An 18,367-nucleotide genomic window follows, 5' to 3' on the forward strand; every position below is an offset into this window, starting at 1 on the left:
TCATGCCACCTTGTATTCGAATTCGCCGTCCTCGCCGGCACGCACGGCGATCCTCTCCATCCGGGCCCCTTGCGCCACGCGTCCCAATACCTGCTGCGCCAATTCGGGCAGCAGGGTACCGTTTAGAATGTGGTCGACGTTGCGCGCGCCCGAGTCCACTTCTGTGCAACGCGCCAGCACCGCATCGACGAGCGACTCGTCCCACGAGAACTGTGCGCGGTGATTGGCGGCAATCCGATCGCGAATACGCCCGAGCTTCAGTTCGATGATTTTGGCGAGGACGTCATCGGAAATGGGGTAATACGGAATCACCTTGACGCGTCCGAGAAAAGCCGGCTTGAACGTTTTGTATAGTTGCGGGCGCAGCATTTCCGAAAGCGCGCCCGCATTGGGCAATTCGTCGGCCTGCTTGTTCAGGCACGCCTGCATCACGGCCGACGATCCGACGTTCGACGTCAAGATGATCAGTGCATGCCGGAAGTCGATTTCGCGCCCTTCGGCATCGTCGAGCGTTCCCTTGTCGAACACCTGAAAGAACATCTCGAGCACATCGGGATGCGCCTTTTCGATCTCGTCGAGCAGTACGACGGAATAGGGATTGCGCCGCACCGCCTCCGTCAGTACGCCGCCCTCGCCATAGCCGACGTATCCGGGCGGCGACCCTTTGAGCCCCGATACGCTGTGCGCCTCCTGATATTCGCTCATATTGATGGTGATGAGCTTGCGCTCGCCACCGTAAAGAATATCGGCGAGTGCCAGCGCCGTCTCAGTCTTGCCCACCCCCGAAGGTCCGACGAACAGAAATACGCCGCGCGGCTTGTTCGGGTCTTCCAGATTCGCGCTGGCCGTGCGCACGCGCTGCGCAATCGCATCGAGCGCGTGGTCCTGTCCGATCACGCGCGCGGCGAGCAGATCCTTCAGACCGAGCACGGTGCGAAGCTCGTCCTTCACCATGCGTCCGAGCGGAATGCCCGTCCATGAAGCGACGATCTCCGCGACGACATGGCCGTCGACCTGCAACGGCACCATGGGCCGCGATTGCTGGATCGCCTGCAACGACGACATCTGCTCGGCCAGCGCCGCGCGGGTGCCATCGGCCTCGTCGGCGCTCGCCGTCTCGAGCGCCGCACGCAACTCGCCGATACGCGTCACGAGCGCGCGCTCCTGCTCATACCGCGCTTCGTCGGCCGCAAGCGTTTCGACATCGGTCGCGCGCGCCGCGCGCAGCTCGGCAAGCCGCTCTTCATGCCCCGCTCCCGCCGAACCGCCTGCGACCTCGCGTTCGAGCGAAGCGATCTCCGCATCGATGCGCTCGATCCGTTTGCGCGCATCGTCGATCGCAGCGGGTGTCGAACCGTGTGCCAACGCGACCTTTGCGCAGGCGGTATCGAGCACGCCGATCGCTTTGTCGGGCAATTGACGCGCCGTGATATACCGGTGCGAAAGACGGACGGCCTCGGTGATGGCCTCATCGAGAATGCGCACATTGAAGTGCGCTTCCATGCGCGGCGCCAACCCTCGCACCATGGCGGCCGCCAAAGCCTCCCCTGGCTCGTCGATCTTCACGACCTGAAAGCGCCGCGCAAGCGCGACGTCCTTCTCGAAGTACTTGCGATACTCGCTCCAAGTCGTGGCAGCGACCGTGCGAAGCTCCCCGCGCGCGAGCGCGGGCTTCAGCAAATTCGCCGCATCGTTTTGCCCCGCTTGTCCGCCCGCGCCGATGATCGTGTGGGCTTCGTCAATGAAAAGAACGATCGGTACGACGCTCTTCTTCACTTCGTCGATGACGTTTTTCAAACGGTTCTCGAACTCGCCTTTGACACTGGCGCCGGCCTGCAGCAGCCCCATGTCCAGCACATGCAGCGCCACACCTTTCAGCGGCTCGGGCACGTCGTCGGCCGCGATGCGCAGTGCGAGCCCCTCGACGACCGCTGTCTTGCCCACGCCGGCTTCCCCGGTCAGGATCGGGTTGTTCTGACGGCGCCGCATCAGGATGTCGATGGTCTGCCGGATCTCGGCTTCGCGCCCAATGACGGGATCGATCTTGCCTTCGCGCGCACGTTGCGTGAGATTCGTCGTATAGGTATCGAGCGCGGGCGTCTTCGATGCCCCGGGCGCCGCGAGACCGGGTATCGCGCCGTCCGCCTCGCCCGCGCCATCCGTGCCTCGGCCGGCGCGCACCGGCACGGCCTCAGCCTCGTGCGATCCGGCCGTGATCTCGTCGAATTTGTGCTTCAGCGCTTCGATGGGCACCTCGGCGAAAACGGACGACATCCGCTGTGCAAACTGCGCCAGGTCGGGTGCGCTGAGCAGGGCGAGCAGCAGGTGCCCCGAGCGGATGCGCCCCGCGTGCGAATCGAGCGATGCAATCAACCACGCCTGCTCGAAAAGCGCGATCAAATGCGGCGAAAATACCGGTGTGCGCGTGTTGCCGGTTTTCAGGCGCCCGAGCTCGCGCTCGAGATCGCGGCGCAACGTGTCGGCGCTCAGCCTGTTCGAGCGCAGCACGATCCCGAGATCGCTCGAGGTATCGTCGAGCAAAGCCAGAAACAAATGTTCGAGGTCGACCTCATAGTGACCGCGGGCGAGGCAAAGGCTCGCGGCACGCGTGGCCGCATCGAGGCACAGTGCATCGAGCTTGGCAATGAGGGTCTTCAGAGGCGTGCTCATGAGTCGACAGTTCCTGTGTCTTGGAAGGAATGGATGAGGTTCAGTTCGTAGCGTGCGTCGTCGCGATCGCACTCCGCTTCGCGCGTGCAAAGAAAGGCATCCCAGCCCAGCCGCGCGCCTGCGCCGAGCTGGCTCGTGCCGACCTCTTCGCGCGCCAGGACGAGCCATACCTCGTACTCGAGCATGTCGCCAGCGGCAATCGACAGCATGCGCTCGAGCGCGATGGCCGACGCAGCGCCCGGCAGAAATGCTTCGTAGTCCTGTTTATCGAGCGGGCCGACGACGAGCCGCGCGCGCATATCGCGTTGCCAGACGCGCTCTCCCACGAGCGCGGTCGCGCCGAGCTTCGCGTTGGTCAGGCCGAGCCGCGAGAGACGTTCGGCGGGCACCTCGTACCACTTGCCGATGAACTGCTCGACCTGCACAGGCACGCGAAAGTAGTCCGACAATGCACGCTCCAAATAGGCGGCGGACATCGGCCGATGCCGGATCGGCAGCGCGAAGCCGGCCATCGCTTCGTCGACGAGCGCGCCGGGACCGCGCTGCAGCGCGGCGCGCGTCGGCACATGCGTCAATCCCGCAAGCGCCAGCAGCAGCGGGAGATAACGTTCGTTCCGATCGAGCTCGTAATGAAACGGGAGGCGATACTTTTTCCATGCCTCGTAAAAAAGCGCCGTCGCCCGATCGGAAAACACATCGAAAAATTCGCGCGCGGCCCGGTCGCGCTGCAACTGTTCGCGAGCGGCGAGCTGCTCCGTGTAATGCAGCGGCAGCGCGCCCTGGCCACCCAACATGCCGAAGAACGACGGCGTCAATTCGATCCGCGCGAGCGATCGGTCCGCCATCGCCGCACGGCGCTCCTCCGGGTGCGCGAGCGCAGCGCCCGCGTGATCGTAGGAGACTGCCCGCTCGAGCTCGCTCGGCGCGAACGTCAACGACAACGTGCTGCGGAATCCGATATGCCCGGCGACGCGTTCGCCGGCGCGGCGCGATACCTGCTGCGCGAACCACATCTCGAGCACGCGCACGGCCTGGAAAAATTGAAAGCGGTACGGCTCGTCGAGGAGCCGCTCCACTACGCCAGCATCGAATCGGCGCTGCGCGGCTTGCATCGCATGATCTCCTCGCCCGTGCGCTTGGACACGGCAACCAGTTGTACGAAGCTGTTCAGACTCACGTAGAGTCCAAAGAACATATCGAGCGCGCGAAGGAACGACGCGAGGCTCGTGCCGACGAAATGCGTTTCATCGACGGTGAGGCGCACTTCGGTACCGCGCACGAACGTCTCGAACGGCTTGCCGGGCAGCCATACGACAGCAGGCCGCTCTTCGAGCGCGACGATGCCTTCGATGTGACGGATCGAAGCCGGGGTGCGCCGAAGGTCGTAGAGGACGAGCAGTTCCTTCAGCGTCGATAGATCCTCGCGTAAAAGCGAGACCTCCGACAAGGCGAGATGCGAAACCAACCGCCAGTGCATCGACGCGCCACGCTCGATTCGCACGCTCGGCGTGGGGCGGCACAGCATCGAGACGGGCCCATCGAAAATCGTTCGGTCCGCGAACAAATCGCCGCCTTCGAGGCCGATCGCGAGCCGCGCGGGCAAATCGCGATTCGTGCAGGTGAGCGCGAGGCTCACCGTGCTCGTCATGGCGCGCGCGGGCGAAAAATGCGCATCGACGACGGACAGCTCGGTTTCGTAGCCGGGGCTCATCTGCGCGACCCGCTCATTGCGACGCGCAAACCAATATCGGCCGACTTGAGACGGCTCGTCGTGATGCAGCGCGTAAAACGGCCGGAACTCCTCGACAGCCTGTTCGCCGACGCACTCCTTCACCACATGAACGGCATCGATCGAATACACCTCGTAAGCGTGCGCGTGGCGGGCATCGGCGATGACCGGATACGAGACAGCCTCATGGCTGATGCGGATCGGCTCGCCGCGCCGAGCGAAGAGATTGACGACGGGCGTCGCAAAGAGACGCAGATGGTGCGCCGACAGCGCTTCGACAAGCCGCGGCGCCTGCGTTTCCCCGCGCGTCTGCCTGATCGTCACATGGAGCGTCAGCCGACGGCATGGCCCACTGGCCCGAAGCATCTCGGCCAGGCCAAAATCGATGAAATCGAATTTCTCGGGAAACGCGAAGTACTCGGTGAGCAAACGGTAGGCGGGGTGCGATCTCGCCGGGTAGTCGATCAGCGCCTGATCGTCGGCGAAGCCGGTCTGCTCGATCGGCATGCCTTCGAGCCGCCTCCAGGCCCCCGGCTCGGCCGCCCCTTCTGGCTCGCTCGAATCGCCCACCTCGACATAGGCCGCCGTAGCGCGAATGAACATGCAATCGGCCAATGCCGCGGTAAACGACTGCTCACCGTGAAGATAGGCGCGCAACGTCGCGAGTCCCAACGCATGCAAGCCCATATCGGGCGACGTACTTTCGAACGTGAAGGACAGCACACCCGAGACATTGCCCGGCAACATCGGGGCATTGGCGGGCAACGCGGCGAGCGGTCGATAGCGTGCCCGCGTGACGGCAATCGGCGCCAGCGTGAGGTCGAATGCGGTACGGAACTGGCAGCGCACGCCGCGAACCTCGCGGCTCTCGAGCAGGGTCCCGCGCGGAATCACGACCGGCACGCGCGGCGCGATCGCCGCGGTCGCGGCGCTCGCGCCGAACTGAGCAATGGAGCAGGACGGAAACGGACGCAGGTAGTGCGGATAGAGCACTTCGAAAAGTGCCTCGGCAAACTCCGGATATTCGTCGTCGAGCTTCTTGTTGATTCGCGCGCCGAGCAACGCAAACGAATCGATCATCCGCTCGACATGCGGGTCATCGCTTTGCTCGCCGCTGATGGCAAGCCTGGCCGCGATCTTCGGGTAGCGATCCGCGAACTCGCGCGAATACTGCCGCAAAAATGCCAGCTCCCGCTCGTAATAAGGCAGCAACGCTTCCATCTATATTCCCCGAGCGCGGGCGCTTCTCTCCGTTTCCTTGCCTGCCTCTGATCACTCGTACGCGCGGATACGCGACGCTTCGGTGCTGCGCCGCGAGCGTGTGACGGAGTATTGCAGCGTGGACGCCTGCAGCATGGCATCGAAGCTGACCGGCTCTTCGGCCGGGTGGACGACGAGCTTCGCCCGGATCGCGAAGTAAAGCGCATTGGTCGATTGCGCGTTCAACTCCAACGAAACCGTCACTTCGCGCAATCGCTGCTCGTGCCGCGCGATGGCGTTACGGATCGATGTGCAAATGAACCCGCGATCGGTGTAGCTCGCGAGACTCAGCCCAGCGAAGTCGTTCAACCCGTAAGTCAAGACCGAACGTTGGCATTCGATCAGTTTCTCGAGCTGTCCTTCCGTGAACACGATACGCGTGTTGAGCAGTGCCTCGACATCGCGCGCCACGCGGCTCTTGAGCTCGTCGAGCGACATCTGCCGCATCGCGGCCGGGGCCGGGGAATGCGGATCGTCGTCGAAAAGCTTGTCGAGCAAGCTCGGTTCGAATCGCTTCATCGGTACGTGCGCGCCTCGCTCTACCCTCGGAACGGCACGGGCGGACACCGGTGCGAAAACCGGCACGCCGCCCGCTTCGCTACATCAGACCGCGTAGGTCTTGTCGTTCTTCGTGAGGCTCCAGGCGCCCTGCGCATTGCCGCCCTGGTTGCCGCCCACCTTCTGCTGCGTGTACTTCCACTGGACGGCGGCATACTTGAGCGAGAACGTCTCGCTCGGCAGGCCTTCGCCCACCACGCTCGGCGCAATGCTCGAAATGATCACGTACTTGAGTTTGATTTCCAGGTACTTGACGCGCTTGCCCTCGCCGTCCGCACGCATGAAGTCGATCGTGACTTCATCGAACGTCGTGCCGCCCGAAGCGTGCTGATAAAGCAGCGGACTGACGACATCGATGTCTTTCGTGAACGTCATGTCGGCATGCTCGCAGCGCTCGGCCGTATGGCCGCCGGCCGTCGACGCCGTTGCCGAGCGCGGCTGGACGATCGAATGCGCCCACGAATTCAACTCGATCCAGCCGGAGTGATCCTTGTCGGCGGATTCGCCTTGGATGGCAGGGTTGCCGAACTTCAAAAACATATCTTTCATGGCTTCTCGACTCCCGAAGTGGCGGTTTAAAAGCGAGCCGGGCAGCATGCCCCGGCCCGTTCAAATTGAAATTGGATTTGGGTGTCAGGCGCCTGCCGGCTTGGGCAGGTCCGCGACGAGCCGCAGCGAAATCGACAGCTCGTCGAGCTGAAAATGCGGACGCAGGAACGCGACCGAGCGATACGAGCCCGGCTTGCCGGGAATCTCGGCCACCTGGATCGACGCTTCACGTAACGGGAACTGCGCCTTTTGCTCTTGTGTTGCGTTGTCGTCGAGCAGCACGTATTGCGAGATCCAGCGGTTCAGGAACGTCTCGACGTTTTGCGCCGAGGCGAAGCTGCCGATCTTGTCGCGCATCATCGCCTTCAGGTAATGAGCGATGCGAGAGACCGAGAAGATGTATTGCAGTTGGGCGGACAGTACGGCATTCGCGTTGGCGCTGTCGGTGTTGTACTTTTTGGGCCGTTGTGCCGACTGCGCCGCGAAGAACGCCGCGTAATCCGAATTCTTGCAATGCACGAGAGGAATGAAACCGAGGTCGCTCAGCTCCTTCTCGCGCCGATCGGTGATCGCGATTTCGGTCGGACACTTCAGGGCGATCTCGCCGTCGTCCGTCTTGAACGTGTGCGTGGGCAGATCCTCGACGAGTCCGCCGCCTTCCACGCCGCGAATCGCGGCGCACCACCCGAAATCGTCGAACGCGGCCGTAAGCCGCGCGGCGAACGCCCACGCGGCGTTGCACCAGAGGTACTTGTTGTGATCGGTGCCGTCGACGTCCTCGACGAAGTTGAACGAGTCCGCGACGAGGCCGTCCTTCGGATTGAACGGCAAGCGCCCCAGGTACCGCGGCAGCGTCAGGCCGACGTAGCGCGAGTCTTCCGACTCGCGGAACGACTTCCACTTCGCGTATTCGACGGTATCGAAGACTTTGCCGAGATCGCGCGGCTTGCCGAGATCGGCAAACGATTCGAGGCCGATGATCTCGGGCGATGCCGAGGTGATGAAAGGCGCGTGGGCGGCAGCGGCGACATGCGACATCTGCTCGATGAAGTACATGTCCTCCGGCTGGCGCGTGATCTCGAAATCGCCGATCAGCGCGCCGAACGGTGCGCCGCCGAACGTGCCGAACTCTTCCTCGTAGACCTTCTTGAACAGCGCGCTTTGATCGAATTCCGACGCGTTCTTGAAGTCGCGCACGATCTCGCGCTTGGCCGCATGGAGCGCCTTGATCTTGATCGTCGAACCGGTGTTGCTCTCCTTGCACAGATATTCGAGCCCGCGCCAGGTGCTTTCCATGCGCTGAAACTCCGGCGCATGCATCACTTCACTCAACTGCACGGAGAGCAGGCGATCGAGCTCCGCAATGCGCGCATCGAGCGTAGCGGACAAATTGTCCGACACGACGACGGTGCCTTCGAGCACCTGGTGCGCGAGCTCGCTGATGAGGTCTTTCGCCCGCGCATGCTCCGAATCGGATTTCGCGACTTTGCTTTTTTCGACGATCTCGTCGAGCAACGATGTTGCCGTGCTCGTTTCCGCGAGCGCAGTGCTCGCCATGGCCGTTTGCTGATTCATATCACCCCCGCTCGGGCTCACTCGCCCTGCTTGTCCTGGTCCGCCTCGTTGTCACTGTCGCGCGCCGCGCCCGTCAACGTCTGTAGCTGCTGCGTGTTGGCAAGCACTTCGCTCAACAAGCTTTCCAGCTTGTCGTTGCCGGCGAGTTTGTTGCGCAGATCGGCAAGCTTCGAGCGTGCGTCGAGCAGGCGTTGCAGCGGCTCGATCTGGTTGACGACCTCGTCCGGGCTGAAGTCGGCCATCGAGCGCAAACGCAGGTCGACCGCAAACGAACCACCCGCGTCGGTCAATCGATTCTTGACCTGAAAAGCCGCGCGCGGCTCCAGGCCTTTCATGACATCGTCAAAATTGTCGCGATCGATATTGACGAATTTGCGCTCGCGCAGCTTCGGTTGCTCGACTTCCGATTGCCCGGCCAGATCGGCAACGACGCCGACGACGAACGGCAACTCCTTGACCGCGATCGCATCGCCGCGCTCGACCTCATAGGTCAGTTGCACGCGCGGCGGACGCACTTTTTGCAAGCGCTTTTGAATACTTTCTTTCTTCGCCATCGACGGCTCCCCGAAACGTTGGTTCAAACGGACCGTTCAGCGAAGCGCGCTGAAAGGATCTGCGCCGCTGCCGGCCGGCTTTGCAGCGGCGGGTTCGTCGGGCTTGGACGCCGTCGTTGCCGCGTTCGCCGCGTCCGCCCCGGCTTCTTTCGCGGCCGGCGCCGGATGGCGCGCGATGCGGCGGCGCTTCACCGCGGGCTTTTTCTGCGCGACTTCTTCCGGAAAGAGCGTTGCCTGCCCGAGCGTGTCGCGCAGTTCGTGTGCGAGCGTCTGAGCGTCGCTCTTCGCGTCGCCCGCCAGCGCGGCGTCTTGCCTCAATTCGCCGAGCGATTGCGTGGCAATGCGCAGGCCGCTCACGGCCAGTACGCTTTTGGCCGCGCGATCGGTCGAATCGCGCTGCAAGGCTTCTTGCGCGGCGACGATCGCCTGACCGTAGTGGTTTTGATCGAACTGGATTTGAGCGATGCGCGACCACGGCTCTTCGCGTGTCGGGTCCGCCTTGGTCAACTGTTGGTACAGCGCGAGCGCTTTGTCCTTGTCACCGCCTTTTGCCACTGTGTCGGCATCGGCCAGCGCCTTGTTGAATGCCTCGGGTGTGGTTTGCTGAGCCGATTGCTGCGTCGCGCAGCCAGCGATAGCGGCGCACACGAGCACCGCCGCGGAAAGTTTTAGAGAGAGTCGCTGTTTCATGATTTGTTGGTACCGCCTAGCGGTTTATTTAATTCGCCCGGAAACCACAGCTTTGCTTTGCGGCGAGTGCGCGCGTATAGTACCGGCCAAATTTCCATAATTCAACTTCTATCGTGTGATATAGGTCGAGTAGGAATTCTTTGAATAAGGAATGGACATGGGCGAGGAGGAAACATTTTCCGAGTCGATTTTGAGTTGATTCCGCATTAAGCAAAATTTGCCGGACGGGGCGGCGTATTAGCCACTATACAAACTTGTCCGTCCTCGCGTTTTAAACGGATTGCAGGCGCCGTTCCGGCTGCTTTTCCCAAACTTTGGATGGAGCACCGGCATCGGCCGGATTAGTTCGATGAGGCCATTTTTCAGACACGCCATGGCACCGCTCGCGGTCGCCTTGTCACTCTCGGGGTGCGCCGCCGGCGTACCCATGCTCGGTGCCGCAGCGTCGGCCGCGCTCCAGGCGGCCGGCCTCGGCAAGCCCGCCGTGCCCGACTCGCAGAAGCCGCCGCGCGACATTTCGCTCACGCTCGCCGCCGCGCCCAATCTGAATGCGGCCAACGACAGGCATCCGCTTGCCGTGGTCGTGCGGCTATATGTACTCAAGGATCCCACTTCGTTCCAGCAGGCCGGCTTCGACGCCTTTACCGATCCCGCGAAAGAAAAGAGTGCCCTGGGCGCGGATTTACTGGGCGTGCGCGAGGTGACACTGATCCCGGGCCAGCGCTATCAGATGGTGGAGAAGGTTTCGCGTGAAGCGCAGGCGTTCGGTATCGTCGCGCTCTTTCGCGATCCCGCCATGCGGCGATGGAAATTCGCTTTCGATCCGGTGAAATCGGAGAAATCCGGCATAATGGTCGGCCTTCACAGTTGCGCGATGACCGTCGCGAACGGCACGGTCATTCCGCCCGATCCGGGTCTGCCTATGCCTGCGTTGAATATGCTGTCATCGGTGTCTTGCGGATGAAGGCCGCACCAATGAGCAGTCAATGCATGTTGAATGCACCTTTTATGACCGCATGCGCGGCGTTTTGACTTTCCTTGCGGATTCGAGATGAGTTATTCGGCGAAATTGCTTTGGGGAGAAGGCCTTTTTCTCAGGCCTCAGCATTTCCAGCAACAGGACGCTTATCACGAGGCGCGCGTTTTCGAATCGATACGCGCCATTCAACCGTACAACTGGGGCGTACGCTCGGTGCGCTTCGATCCCGATTCGCTCAACAACAAGTCGTTGCGGATCGCGGAGCTCTCGCTGATCTTCCCGGACGGCACGCTTTATACGGCCCCGCAGGCCGACGAGTTGCCCGAATCGATCTCGCTCGATACGCTGCCCGACGGCGTCAGCGAGTTCGTCTTCTATCTCGCGCTGCATCCGTTGCGCGACACGGGCAACAACGATTCCGGCGAAACGAACGGCGGCTTCGGCTCGCGCTACGCGAGCAAGCAGTTGGCGGTAGCCGATCAGTTCACCGATGCGGCAACGGCCAATCTCACGTTCCTCAAGACGCGCGTCAAACTGATCGGCCACAACGAACCGCGCGCTCAACTGATCGCGGTGCCGATCGCGCGCGTGAAGCGCACGGCGGCTTCGGGCTTCGAGCTCGACGAGACCTTCGTGCCGCCAACGCTTGCCATCGAAGCGTCGCCCGTGCTGCACCAGTGCTTGCGTCAGCTCATCGATGCGCTGCAAGCGAAGGTGAGCGCGCTCTACGGGTTTCATCGCGAGCCGACGAAGAACATCATCGAGTTCCGCTCGGGCGACATCGCCTCGTTCTGGTTGCTGCATACCGCGAATGCGGCGGTCGCATCGCTCGTGCATTTGCTGCAGCATGCATCGCTGCACCCGGAGCGGCTCTTTCAGGAGCTGCTGCGGCTTGCCGGCCAATTGATGACGTTTTCCAAACGCTATTCGCTCACCGATCTGCCCGCGTATCGACATGACGATCCGGGGCCCGCGTTCGAGACGCTCGACACCATCGTGCGCGACTTGCTCGAGACCGTGATTTCGACGCGCCATTTCGCGATCGCGCTCGAAGAGGTTCGCCCGTCGTTTCATATCGGCCGCCTCGATTCGGGCAAGATCGACGACAAGACCACCTTCTTCATCGCCGTCTCGGCGGACATGGCACCTGTCGAGCTCGTCGAGGCCGTCCCCGCGCGCTTCAAGGTCGGCGCACCCGACGACGTCGATAAGCTCGTGCTCTCCGCGATGCCCGGCGTGAAGCTCGTCTACACGCCGCAAGTGCCGCCCGCCGTGCCGGTGCGCCCCGGTGCCTGCTACTTCTCGCTGGATGCGCGCGGCACGCTGTACGAGCGCATGCTGCAGGCTCAGTCGGCGATGATCTACACGCCGTCGGGCATCAACGATCTCAAACTCGAACTGATTGCGGTGACATCGTGACCGAAGTCCCTTCCCTTTTCGGCGGCAGTGTCCCGCCGGCGACCTCCGCGTCGAGCACTGAGACCGGCGCCCAGGCGCGCTCGCTGCGCGATTTGCTCTATGACGGCTTTTTCATGCTGTTTCTGCTCAAGCAAGGGCGCGAGCCGGGCGACGCGGCAGAGTTCAGCTCGCGCGTGCAGTCGTTTCTCGCGGACTTCGAGCGCGGCGCGAAAAAGCTCAATGCACCCGCCGACGATGTCTATGCGGCCAAATTCGCGTTTTGCGCGGCGATAGACGAAGCGGTGCTCGCATCGTCATTCAAGATTCGTGCGGATTGGGAGCGTCGTCCTTTGCAGCTCGTGCTCTTCGGCGAGCAGCTCGCGGGCGAAAAGTTCTTCGATCACCTCGAAGCGTGCCGCGCACAGGGGGCCGCCCGCCTACAGTCGCTCGAAGTGTTCCACATGTGTCTGCTGCTGGGCTTTCAAGGCAAGTATTTGCTCGAAGGGCCGGAGAAGCTCGCCTATCTGAGCGCCCGGCTCGGCGATGAAATCGCCCACATGAAGGGCAAGCGCGCGTCGTTCGCGCCGCACTGGCCGCTGCCCGATCAGATCGCGCACCGGCTCAAGCATGAAGTGCCGCTGTGGACCATCGGCGCCGTATTCGCGCTCGTCGCGCTCGGTGCGTATTTCGGGCTCCACACGTATTTGCGCGATTCCACGCTCCATACGCTTGCGCCTTACTCGCAGCTCGTCAAGCCTGAAGCCGAATCGGCCAACCTGACGATCTCGCTGCCTTGATCGGCGCTCAGGCGCCGCTCGCGGACGGGTTGTCGTTCGCGGGTGCCCCGCGCCCGTCGAGTACCGATTGCACGCATTCATCGACGCTGAGCTCGCGCAATGCTTGCGCGGGCAGCGTGTCATCGACTGCGCGACCGAGCGCCGCCAATGCCCTGGGTTTCAAGCGAGCCAGCACGAGCGTCTGAGCGCGCGAACGCAGCTCGGCCGCAAATATACGCAAGGCCTCGATCGAGGTGCTGTCGACGTCGGGCGACTCCTCCAGGCTCAGCATCACGGTATGCGGCGTCGGCACCTGGGTCCCGATACGGGCGCGCGCCTCGCTGAGCACACGTTCGACGTTGGCGAAGAAAAGCGGCACTTCCGGGCGCACGATCACGATGCCGTCGATCGGTCGTGCGTCGGCGTGCGCGGCAATATCGACGAAGTCATGGCTGCCGCGCAGGCGGCCCAGCACGCTCACCACCGGCACCGACAAGCTGCGCAACGTCAGGAACAGGCTCACCGCGATCGCCGCGAGCAGCCCGTGCAATACGCCGAACACGAGCACGGCGGCCAGCGCGGCCATCGCGAGCAAACGATCGCGCTGCCAGACCCAATAAGGCCGGAACACGCCAGGATCGATCGAATGGCTCACCGCGTAGATCACAATGGCGGCGAGCACCGGCTCGGGCGTGCGCGCGAGCTGCGGCAACAGGAACGACACGATGAGGGCGATCACGAATACCGCCGCGACGCCCGCCAGACGCGTTTGCGCCCCCGCCGCCTCGTTCGCCGAGGTGGCCGAGTAGCCTGCACCGACCGGCATGCCCTGCAGCAGACCCGACGCGACATTCGCCGCCCCGAACGCGAGCAAGTCGCGGTTCGCCGAAACGCCATCGCCATGCTTGAGTGCAAACGTGCGGATCGAGCCATAGGACTCCGCGTAAAGAATCAGCATCAGCGCAAAGGCGAGTTCCACCGTTTCGAGCCATTCGGTGCGCTGAAAGGCGGGCAGCCCGAAGTGCACGTTGCGCAAATCGATATCGCCGACGATCGGAATACCCCAGCGATGCCAGTCGATCCAATAGCCAGCCCCGATGCCGAGCACGATGACGACGAGTGTGGCTGGGATCCGCGCCCGGCGACCGAGCGCGAAGAGAATGGCGAGCGCAACGGCCCCGACACCGACGCTATGCAGATTCCACTGCGGCGCCTGCAGCAGTAGCTCGTAGGCGATGCGAGGTGCATCCGGGAATCGCGACTTCACGCCGACGATGCTGGAAATCTGCTTGAGGGCGATGGTCAGCGCGAGGCCGAAGGCGAATCCGCGCAGCACCGGCTTGGCGATGAAATCCGACACGCCGCCCAGGCGCGCCACGCCGGCCAGCAGGAAAAGGCCGCCCGCGGCCGCGACGAGCGCGGCGGCAGCTGCGAGACGGGCGCCCGGCACGGCACTCACCGTCGCGGCGAGTACGGCGGCCGACGACGATGTCGCCGAGACGATCGCGAACCGGCTGCTGCCGAGCGCGGCATAGACGAGCAGCCCAGCGAGCAGCGCGACCACGCCCGCCTGCGGAGGCAGATTGGCAAGGCCCGCATAAGCAACGGCTTCGGGCAGTAGCAGACCGGCGATCGACACGCCCGCGAGCGCGTCTTTCGCGAGCCGCAGGGAACGCGGCGGCGCGGCTTCGGGGCTCGCGTAATGGCTCGGGTCCTGAAGATGCGCCGCGGCGGCGTGGCCGGTATCGATGGTCATGGTCGGCAAGGCGTGCGACGCCTTTTTGCTTTAGCTCTCGGCTCTCGTTGACGAACCGTCACGCGCCCTTGCCCGCCCGCGCGCCTGGGCACACGGCATCGACGCCAATCACGGACGTCCGCTTTGCTTGTGCACGACCGCGCCAGCAGTCTTCTTGCGCCACATCTTCCAAAGCGCCGCCAGTGCGAGCGGCACGATCGCGGCGCCGATCCCCACGAGCACGATGATATTCAGGTACTGGCGGATAAACGGGATATTGCCGAAGAAGTACCCGGCGAGCACGAGCAGCAGTACCCAGCACAAGGCGCCCGCCACGTTGAAGAACTGAAAGCGCGAAACGCTCATACCGGACACGCCGGCGACGAACGGCGCAAACGTGCGTACGACAGGAACGAAGCGCGCCAGCACGATCGTCTTGCCGCCATGCCGCTCGTAGAAATCGTGCGTCTTTTGCAGCGCCGCGCGATCGAGAAAGCGCTCGAGATAGCGAATACGCGTATTGAACACGGCCGGCCCAATCGCACGGCCGATCGCATAGTTCAGCGTATTGCCGCCGACGGCCGCCGTCAGGAGCAGCAGGATGAGCCAGGTCAGGTTCATCTCGCCCGTCGCGCAAAAGGCCCCGCCGATGAACAGAAGCGAGTCGCCCGGCAGGAACGGCAGGATGACGAGCCCGGTCTCGCAAAAGACGATGAAAAACAGCACCGCGTACACCCACGCGCCGTATTGATTGACGAAGTCGCCAAGAAACGCGTCGATGTGCAGCACCAGGCCGACGAAATGAAGCAGCGTATCCAAATGCATCCCTTTGAGAAAAATTCCGCGCGCGACAGGAGAGGCGGCGAAGCGCTCGCGCCATGATACCGAAAGTGCCGCGCCCATCCTCGAAACGGCTCGTCGCCGGTATGCGCCGACCGGACCGGCATGGCGCCAATCGCTATAATCGCGGCATGTCCGAATTCCCCGAACCGCCCACGCGCATCGACAGCACGCCCGCTCGCTCCGTGCGCGCGATCGCCCCGCTGCCCGACCAGTTGATCAGCCAGATTGCGGCCGGTGAAGTGGTCGAGCGGCCGGCCTCTGTCGTCAAGGAGCTGCTGGAGAACGCGCTCGATGCGGGTGCAAAAACGCTGCGCATCGTGCTGGACGCGGGCGGCGTAAAGCGGATTTCGATCGCCGACGACGGCTGCGGCATCCCGGCGGCCGAATTGCCGCTCGCGTTGATGCGTCATGCGACGAGCAAGATTCGATCGCTCGCCGAACTCGAAGCCGTGGCGACGCTCGGTTTTCGCGGCGAGGCGCTCGCTTCGATCGCCTCGGTCGCCGAAACGTTCATTACGAGCCGCACCGCGGACGCACCGCACGCCACGCGGATCGACGCCCAAACGGGCGCATTGTCGCCCGCGGCCGGCGCCGTCGGCACCACCATCGAAATCCGCGAGCTTTACTTCAACACGCCGGCGCGCCGGAAGTTCCTGAAAACCGAGCAGACCGAACTCGGCCACTGCATCGAAATGATCCGTCGCGCGGCCCTCGCGCGCCCCGACGTGGCGATTTCGGTGCTTCACAACGGGCGCGCGCTCGAACACTGGAACGCGAGCGAGCCGGCCCAGCGTGTCGCGAAGATTCTCGGCGAAGGTTTCGCGCTCGCGCACCTGCCGCTCGACGAGCAAGCCGGACCGCTAGCGCTCTACGGCTGCGCCGGACTGCCGACCGCAAGCCGCGGCCGGGCCGATCAGCAGTACTTTTTCGTCAACGGCCGCTTCGTGCGCGACAAGCTGCTCACGCACGCCGTGCGCGCGGCCTATGAGGACGTGCTGCACGGCGATCGCTATCCGTCATATGTGCTCTTTCTCGACCTGCCGCCCGAAGCGGTCGATGTGAACGTGCATCCCTCGAAGATCGAGGTGCGCTTTCGCGATTCCCGCGCCGTGCACCAGTTCGTCTTTCACGCGCTCCAGCGCGCGCTGGCGCGGGAAGCGGGTGCCTCGCCGGAAACCACGGCAGGCGGACACGCCACTCACCTCGCGGCCGAGCCGCAGCAGGGGTCGAATTGGCCGGTGTCCGGCGGACTCGCGCCATCGGCACCGGTTGGCGCGACGCCATCGGCGACGGTCCGCTCGGGCACGACCTGGATGCGCGATGCGCGCATGACGCAGGGCAGGCTGCCGGTCGCCCAGCCGTTGGCGCTCTACGATGCGTTGTTCGGGCGCAAGGATATCGGCCCCGGTGCGGCCGACGGGCCCACACAGGCCGTCGGCGGCATGCTCGAAGCCCGCGACAGTGCGGAGCCGCTCTACACCACGCATGCCGGCGCACCCGCAACGGACGACGACCATCCGCTCGGCTTCGCGCTGGGCCAGATCCACGGCATCTACGTGCTCGCGCAGAATGCGCGTGGCCTCGTGATCGTCGACATGCATGCAGCCCACGAGCGCATCCTCTACGAGCAATTCAAGCGCGCGCTCTCGGAGCGTGCGATCGCCGTGCAGCCGCTACTGTTGCCGATCTCGATGCCCGCGGACGCCGTCGAAATCGGCACGGTCGAAGAAGAACGCGAGACGCTCGATGCGCTCGGCTTCGACCTCGCGGCGCTCTCCCCCACCACACTCGCCATTCGCGCGGTACCGGCGCTGCTGAAAGACGCCGATTTGCCGGCCCTGGCGCGTGCCGTGCTCGCCGACCTGCAGGCCTACGGCGGCTCGCGCGTACTGACCGAGCGGCAGCACGAGCTGCTCGGCACGCTCGCCTGCCATCACGCCGTGCGCGCGAACCGGCGCCTGACGCTCGACGAGATGAACGCGCTGTTGCGCCAGATGGAGGCGACCGAACGCGCCGACCAATGCAATCATGGGCGCCCCACCTGGTACCAGCTCTCGCTCGCCGATCTCGATCGCCTCTTCATGCGCGGGCAGTGAGCGAGACGGCATGAATCGGCCTGCCATTGCCTGCCTGCTCGGCCCGACAGCGTCGGGCAAGACGGCCGCCGCGCTCGCTTGCGCCGAGCGGCTGCCCATCGAGATCGTCAGCGTCGATTCCGCGCTGGTCTATCGCACGCTGGATATCGGCACCGCCAAACCGACACCGGCCGAGCGCGCGGCGGTACCCCATCACCTGATCGACATCGTCGAGCCCACCGACAGTTATTCGGCCGCCGAATTTCGCGCCGACGCATTGCGGCTGATCGACGAGATTCGCGCGCGCGGCCGCATTCCGCTCTTCGTCGGCGGCACGATGCTCTATTACCGGGCGTTGGCCCACGGCCTCGACGACCTACCCGCCGCCGACGCGGACATCCGGGCAGAGCTCGAAGCGCAGGCTGCCCGCGCGGGCTGGCCGGTTTTGCATGCCCGGCTCGCCGCCGTCGATCCCGTTACGGCCGCAAGGCTCGCGCCGAACGATGCGCAGCGGATTCAGCGCGCACTCGAAATCTATCTCGTTTCGGGACAGCCGATGTCGACACTGCTCGCCTCGGCCGCGGGAAGCCGCGAAGCGTCGCCGTACCGGTTCGTGCCGATCGCGCTGGAGCCGTCGGACCGCGGCGCGCTGCATGCGCGCATCGCGCGGCGCTTCGATGCGATGCTGGCGGCCGGGTTCGTCGATGAAGTCGCCGCGTTGCGCGCGCGCGGGGATCTCGATCCGTCGATGCCCTCGATGCGCTGCGTCGGCTACCGGCAGGCCTGGGAATACCTCGATGGAACCATCGACTCGGCGACGATGCGCGACAAAGCGATCTTTGCGACGCGGCAGTTGTGCAAACGGCAACTGACCTGGCTGCGTGCGATGACGGAGCGCATCGTCATCGATTGCTGCGCGGACTCGGCTACGCACGACGCCGTCGAAGCGATAGAACGCGCGCTCGATACGCGCTGA

The 18,367-nt window shown here is 64.0% G+C and carries 15 protein-coding genes; 5 read left to right on the forward strand and 10 right to left on the reverse strand.

The features are described 5' to 3' along the window. The 8 genes from tssH to GWC77_RS01980 all read right to left on the reverse strand — a co-directional run bounded on the left by tssH (position 1) and on the right by GWC77_RS01980 (position 9,585). Positions 1 to 2,670, reverse strand: a complete 2,670-nt coding sequence (gene tssH, locus GWC77_RS01945) for a type VI secretion system ATPase TssH (RefSeq protein ID WP_173255178.1) — start codon at positions 2,668 to 2,670, stop codon at positions 1 to 3. Beyond that, a complete protein-coding gene (gene tssG / locus GWC77_RS01950; protein WP_173255179.1) occupies positions 2,667 to 3,782 on the reverse strand; it encodes a type VI secretion system baseplate subunit TssG in 1,116 nt (371 codons plus the stop codon). The genes tssH and tssG overlap by 4 nt, the downstream gene beginning before the upstream one ends. After that, entirely contained in the window at positions 3,746 to 5,620 is a 1,875-nt protein-coding gene (gene tssF, locus GWC77_RS01955; protein WP_173255180.1) for a type VI secretion system baseplate subunit TssF, read from the reverse strand. Before tssF ends, tssG begins: the two co-directional genes overlap by 37 nt. 51 nt (positions 5,621 to 5,671) lie before the next feature. Beyond that, positions 5,672 to 6,178: a type VI secretion system baseplate subunit TssE gene (gene tssE / locus GWC77_RS01960; RefSeq protein ID WP_173255181.1), complete on the reverse strand. Its 507-nt coding sequence runs from the start codon at positions 6,176 to 6,178 to the stop codon at positions 5,672 to 5,674. Between the two features lie 84 nt (positions 6,179 to 6,262). After that, complete coding sequence (locus GWC77_RS01965) at positions 6,263 to 6,766, reverse strand: type VI secretion system tube protein Hcp (protein WP_173255182.1); 504 nt, start codon at positions 6,764 to 6,766, stop codon at positions 6,263 to 6,265. A gap of 84 nt (positions 6,767 to 6,850) precedes the next feature. Then, positions 6,851 to 8,341: a type VI secretion system contractile sheath large subunit gene (tssC, locus tag GWC77_RS01970; RefSeq protein WP_173255183.1), complete on the reverse strand. Its 1,491-nt coding sequence runs from the start codon at positions 8,339 to 8,341 to the stop codon at positions 6,851 to 6,853. A 17-nt stretch (positions 8,342 to 8,358) separates the two neighbouring features. Further along, positions 8,359 to 8,895: a type VI secretion system contractile sheath small subunit gene (gene tssB / locus GWC77_RS01975; protein WP_173255184.1), complete on the reverse strand. Its 537-nt coding sequence runs from the start codon at positions 8,893 to 8,895 to the stop codon at positions 8,359 to 8,361. A gap of 36 nt (positions 8,896 to 8,931) precedes the next feature. Then, a complete protein-coding gene (locus GWC77_RS01980) occupies positions 8,932 to 9,585 on the reverse strand; it encodes a tetratricopeptide repeat protein (RefSeq protein ID WP_173255185.1) in 654 nt (217 codons plus the stop codon). Positions 9,586 to 9,934: 349 nt separating this feature from the next. On the opposite strand from GWC77_RS01980, the gene tssJ reads away from it, so the two are divergent. The 3 genes from tssJ (at position 9,935) to icmH (ending at position 12,759) form a co-directional block, all read left to right on the forward strand. Then, positions 9,935 to 10,549 (forward strand): type VI secretion system lipoprotein TssJ, encoded by a 615-nt coding sequence (gene tssJ / locus GWC77_RS01985; protein WP_173255186.1) that lies wholly within the window; start codon positions 9,935 to 9,937, stop codon positions 10,547 to 10,549. Positions 10,550 to 10,636: 87 nt separating this feature from the next. Then, positions 10,637 to 11,983, forward strand: a complete 1,347-nt coding sequence (gene tssK / locus GWC77_RS01990) for a type VI secretion system baseplate subunit TssK (RefSeq protein ID WP_173255187.1) — start codon at positions 10,637 to 10,639, stop codon at positions 11,981 to 11,983. Next, on the forward strand, positions 11,980 to 12,759 hold the full coding sequence (icmH, locus tag GWC77_RS01995; protein WP_173255188.1) for a type IVB secretion system protein IcmH/DotU: 780 nt from the start codon (positions 11,980 to 11,982) through the stop codon (positions 12,757 to 12,759). The genes tssK and icmH overlap by 4 nt, the downstream gene beginning before the upstream one ends. Before the next feature lie 7 nt (positions 12,760 to 12,766). On the opposite strand, the gene GWC77_RS02000 is transcribed toward icmH, so the two are convergent. Together GWC77_RS02000 and GWC77_RS02005 are read right to left on the reverse strand one after the other, a co-directional pair. Continuing rightward, the gene (locus GWC77_RS02000; protein WP_173255322.1) at positions 12,767 to 14,494 is read right to left on the reverse strand and encodes a SulP family inorganic anion transporter; all 1,728 of its coding nucleotides are present in this window, start codon (positions 14,492 to 14,494) and stop codon (positions 12,767 to 12,769) included. A 108-nt stretch (positions 14,495 to 14,602) separates the two neighbouring features. Beyond that, positions 14,603 to 15,298, reverse strand: coding sequence for a DedA family protein (locus GWC77_RS02005; RefSeq protein ID WP_173255189.1), 696 nt, complete (start codon positions 15,296 to 15,298; stop codon positions 14,603 to 14,605). A gap of 146 nt (positions 15,299 to 15,444) precedes the next feature. On the opposite strand from GWC77_RS02005, the gene mutL reads away from it, so the two are divergent. Together mutL and miaA are read left to right on the forward strand one after the other, a co-directional pair. Further along, on the forward strand, positions 15,445 to 17,412 hold the full coding sequence (gene mutL, locus GWC77_RS02010; protein ID WP_173255190.1) for a DNA mismatch repair endonuclease MutL: 1,968 nt from the start codon (positions 15,445 to 15,447) through the stop codon (positions 17,410 to 17,412). Positions 17,413 to 17,422: 10 nt separating this feature from the next. Further along, positions 17,423 to 18,367, forward strand: a complete 945-nt coding sequence (miaA, locus tag GWC77_RS02015) for a tRNA (adenosine(37)-N6)-dimethylallyltransferase MiaA (protein WP_173255191.1) — start codon at positions 17,423 to 17,425, stop codon at positions 18,365 to 18,367.

This window comes from Paraburkholderia sp. NMBU_R16 (assembly GCF_013282575.1).
Lineage (GTDB): Bacteria > Pseudomonadota > Gammaproteobacteria > Burkholderiales > Burkholderiaceae > Trinickia.

Excerpts from the sequence above, each read along its gene's own strand:
- tssH (WP_173255178.1), bottom strand. The coding sequence starts at position 2,670 with ATGAGCACGCCTCTGAAGACCCTCATTGCCAAGCTCGATGCACTGTGC.
- tssG (WP_173255179.1), bottom strand. The coding sequence starts at position 3,782 with ATGCAAGCCGCGCAGCGCCGATTCGATGCTGGCGTAGTGGAGCGGCTC.
- tssF (WP_173255180.1), bottom strand. The coding sequence starts at position 5,620 with ATGGAAGCGTTGCTGCCTTATTACGAGCGGGAGCTGGCATTTTTGCGG.
- tssE (WP_173255181.1), bottom strand. The coding sequence starts at position 6,178 with ATGAAGCGATTCGAACCGAGCTTGCTCGACAAGCTTTTCGACGACGAT.
- GWC77_RS01965 (WP_173255182.1), bottom strand. The coding sequence starts at position 6,766 with ATGAAAGATATGTTTTTGAAGTTCGGCAACCCTGCCATCCAAGGCGAA.
- tssC (WP_173255183.1), bottom strand. The coding sequence starts at position 8,341 with ATGAATCAGCAAACGGCCATGGCGAGCACTGCGCTCGCGGAAACGAGC.
- tssB (WP_173255184.1), bottom strand. The coding sequence starts at position 8,895 with ATGGCGAAGAAAGAAAGTATTCAAAAGCGCTTGCAAAAAGTGCGTCCG.
- GWC77_RS01980 (WP_173255185.1), bottom strand. The coding sequence starts at position 9,585 with ATGAAACAGCGACTCTCTCTAAAACTTTCCGCGGCGGTGCTCGTGTGC.
- tssJ (WP_173255186.1), top strand. The coding sequence starts at position 9,935 with ATGAGGCCATTTTTCAGACACGCCATGGCACCGCTCGCGGTCGCCTTG.
- tssK (WP_173255187.1), top strand. The coding sequence starts at position 10,637 with ATGAGTTATTCGGCGAAATTGCTTTGGGGAGAAGGCCTTTTTCTCAGG.
- GWC77_RS02000 (WP_173255322.1), bottom strand. The coding sequence starts at position 14,494 with ATGACCATCGATACCGGCCACGCCGCCGCGGCGCATCTTCAGGACCCG.
- GWC77_RS02005 (WP_173255189.1), bottom strand. The coding sequence starts at position 15,298 with ATGCATTTGGATACGCTGCTTCATTTCGTCGGCCTGGTGCTGCACATC.
- mutL (WP_173255190.1), top strand. The coding sequence starts at position 15,445 with ATGTCCGAATTCCCCGAACCGCCCACGCGCATCGACAGCACGCCCGCT.
- miaA (WP_173255191.1), top strand. The coding sequence starts at position 17,423 with ATGAATCGGCCTGCCATTGCCTGCCTGCTCGGCCCGACAGCGTCGGGC.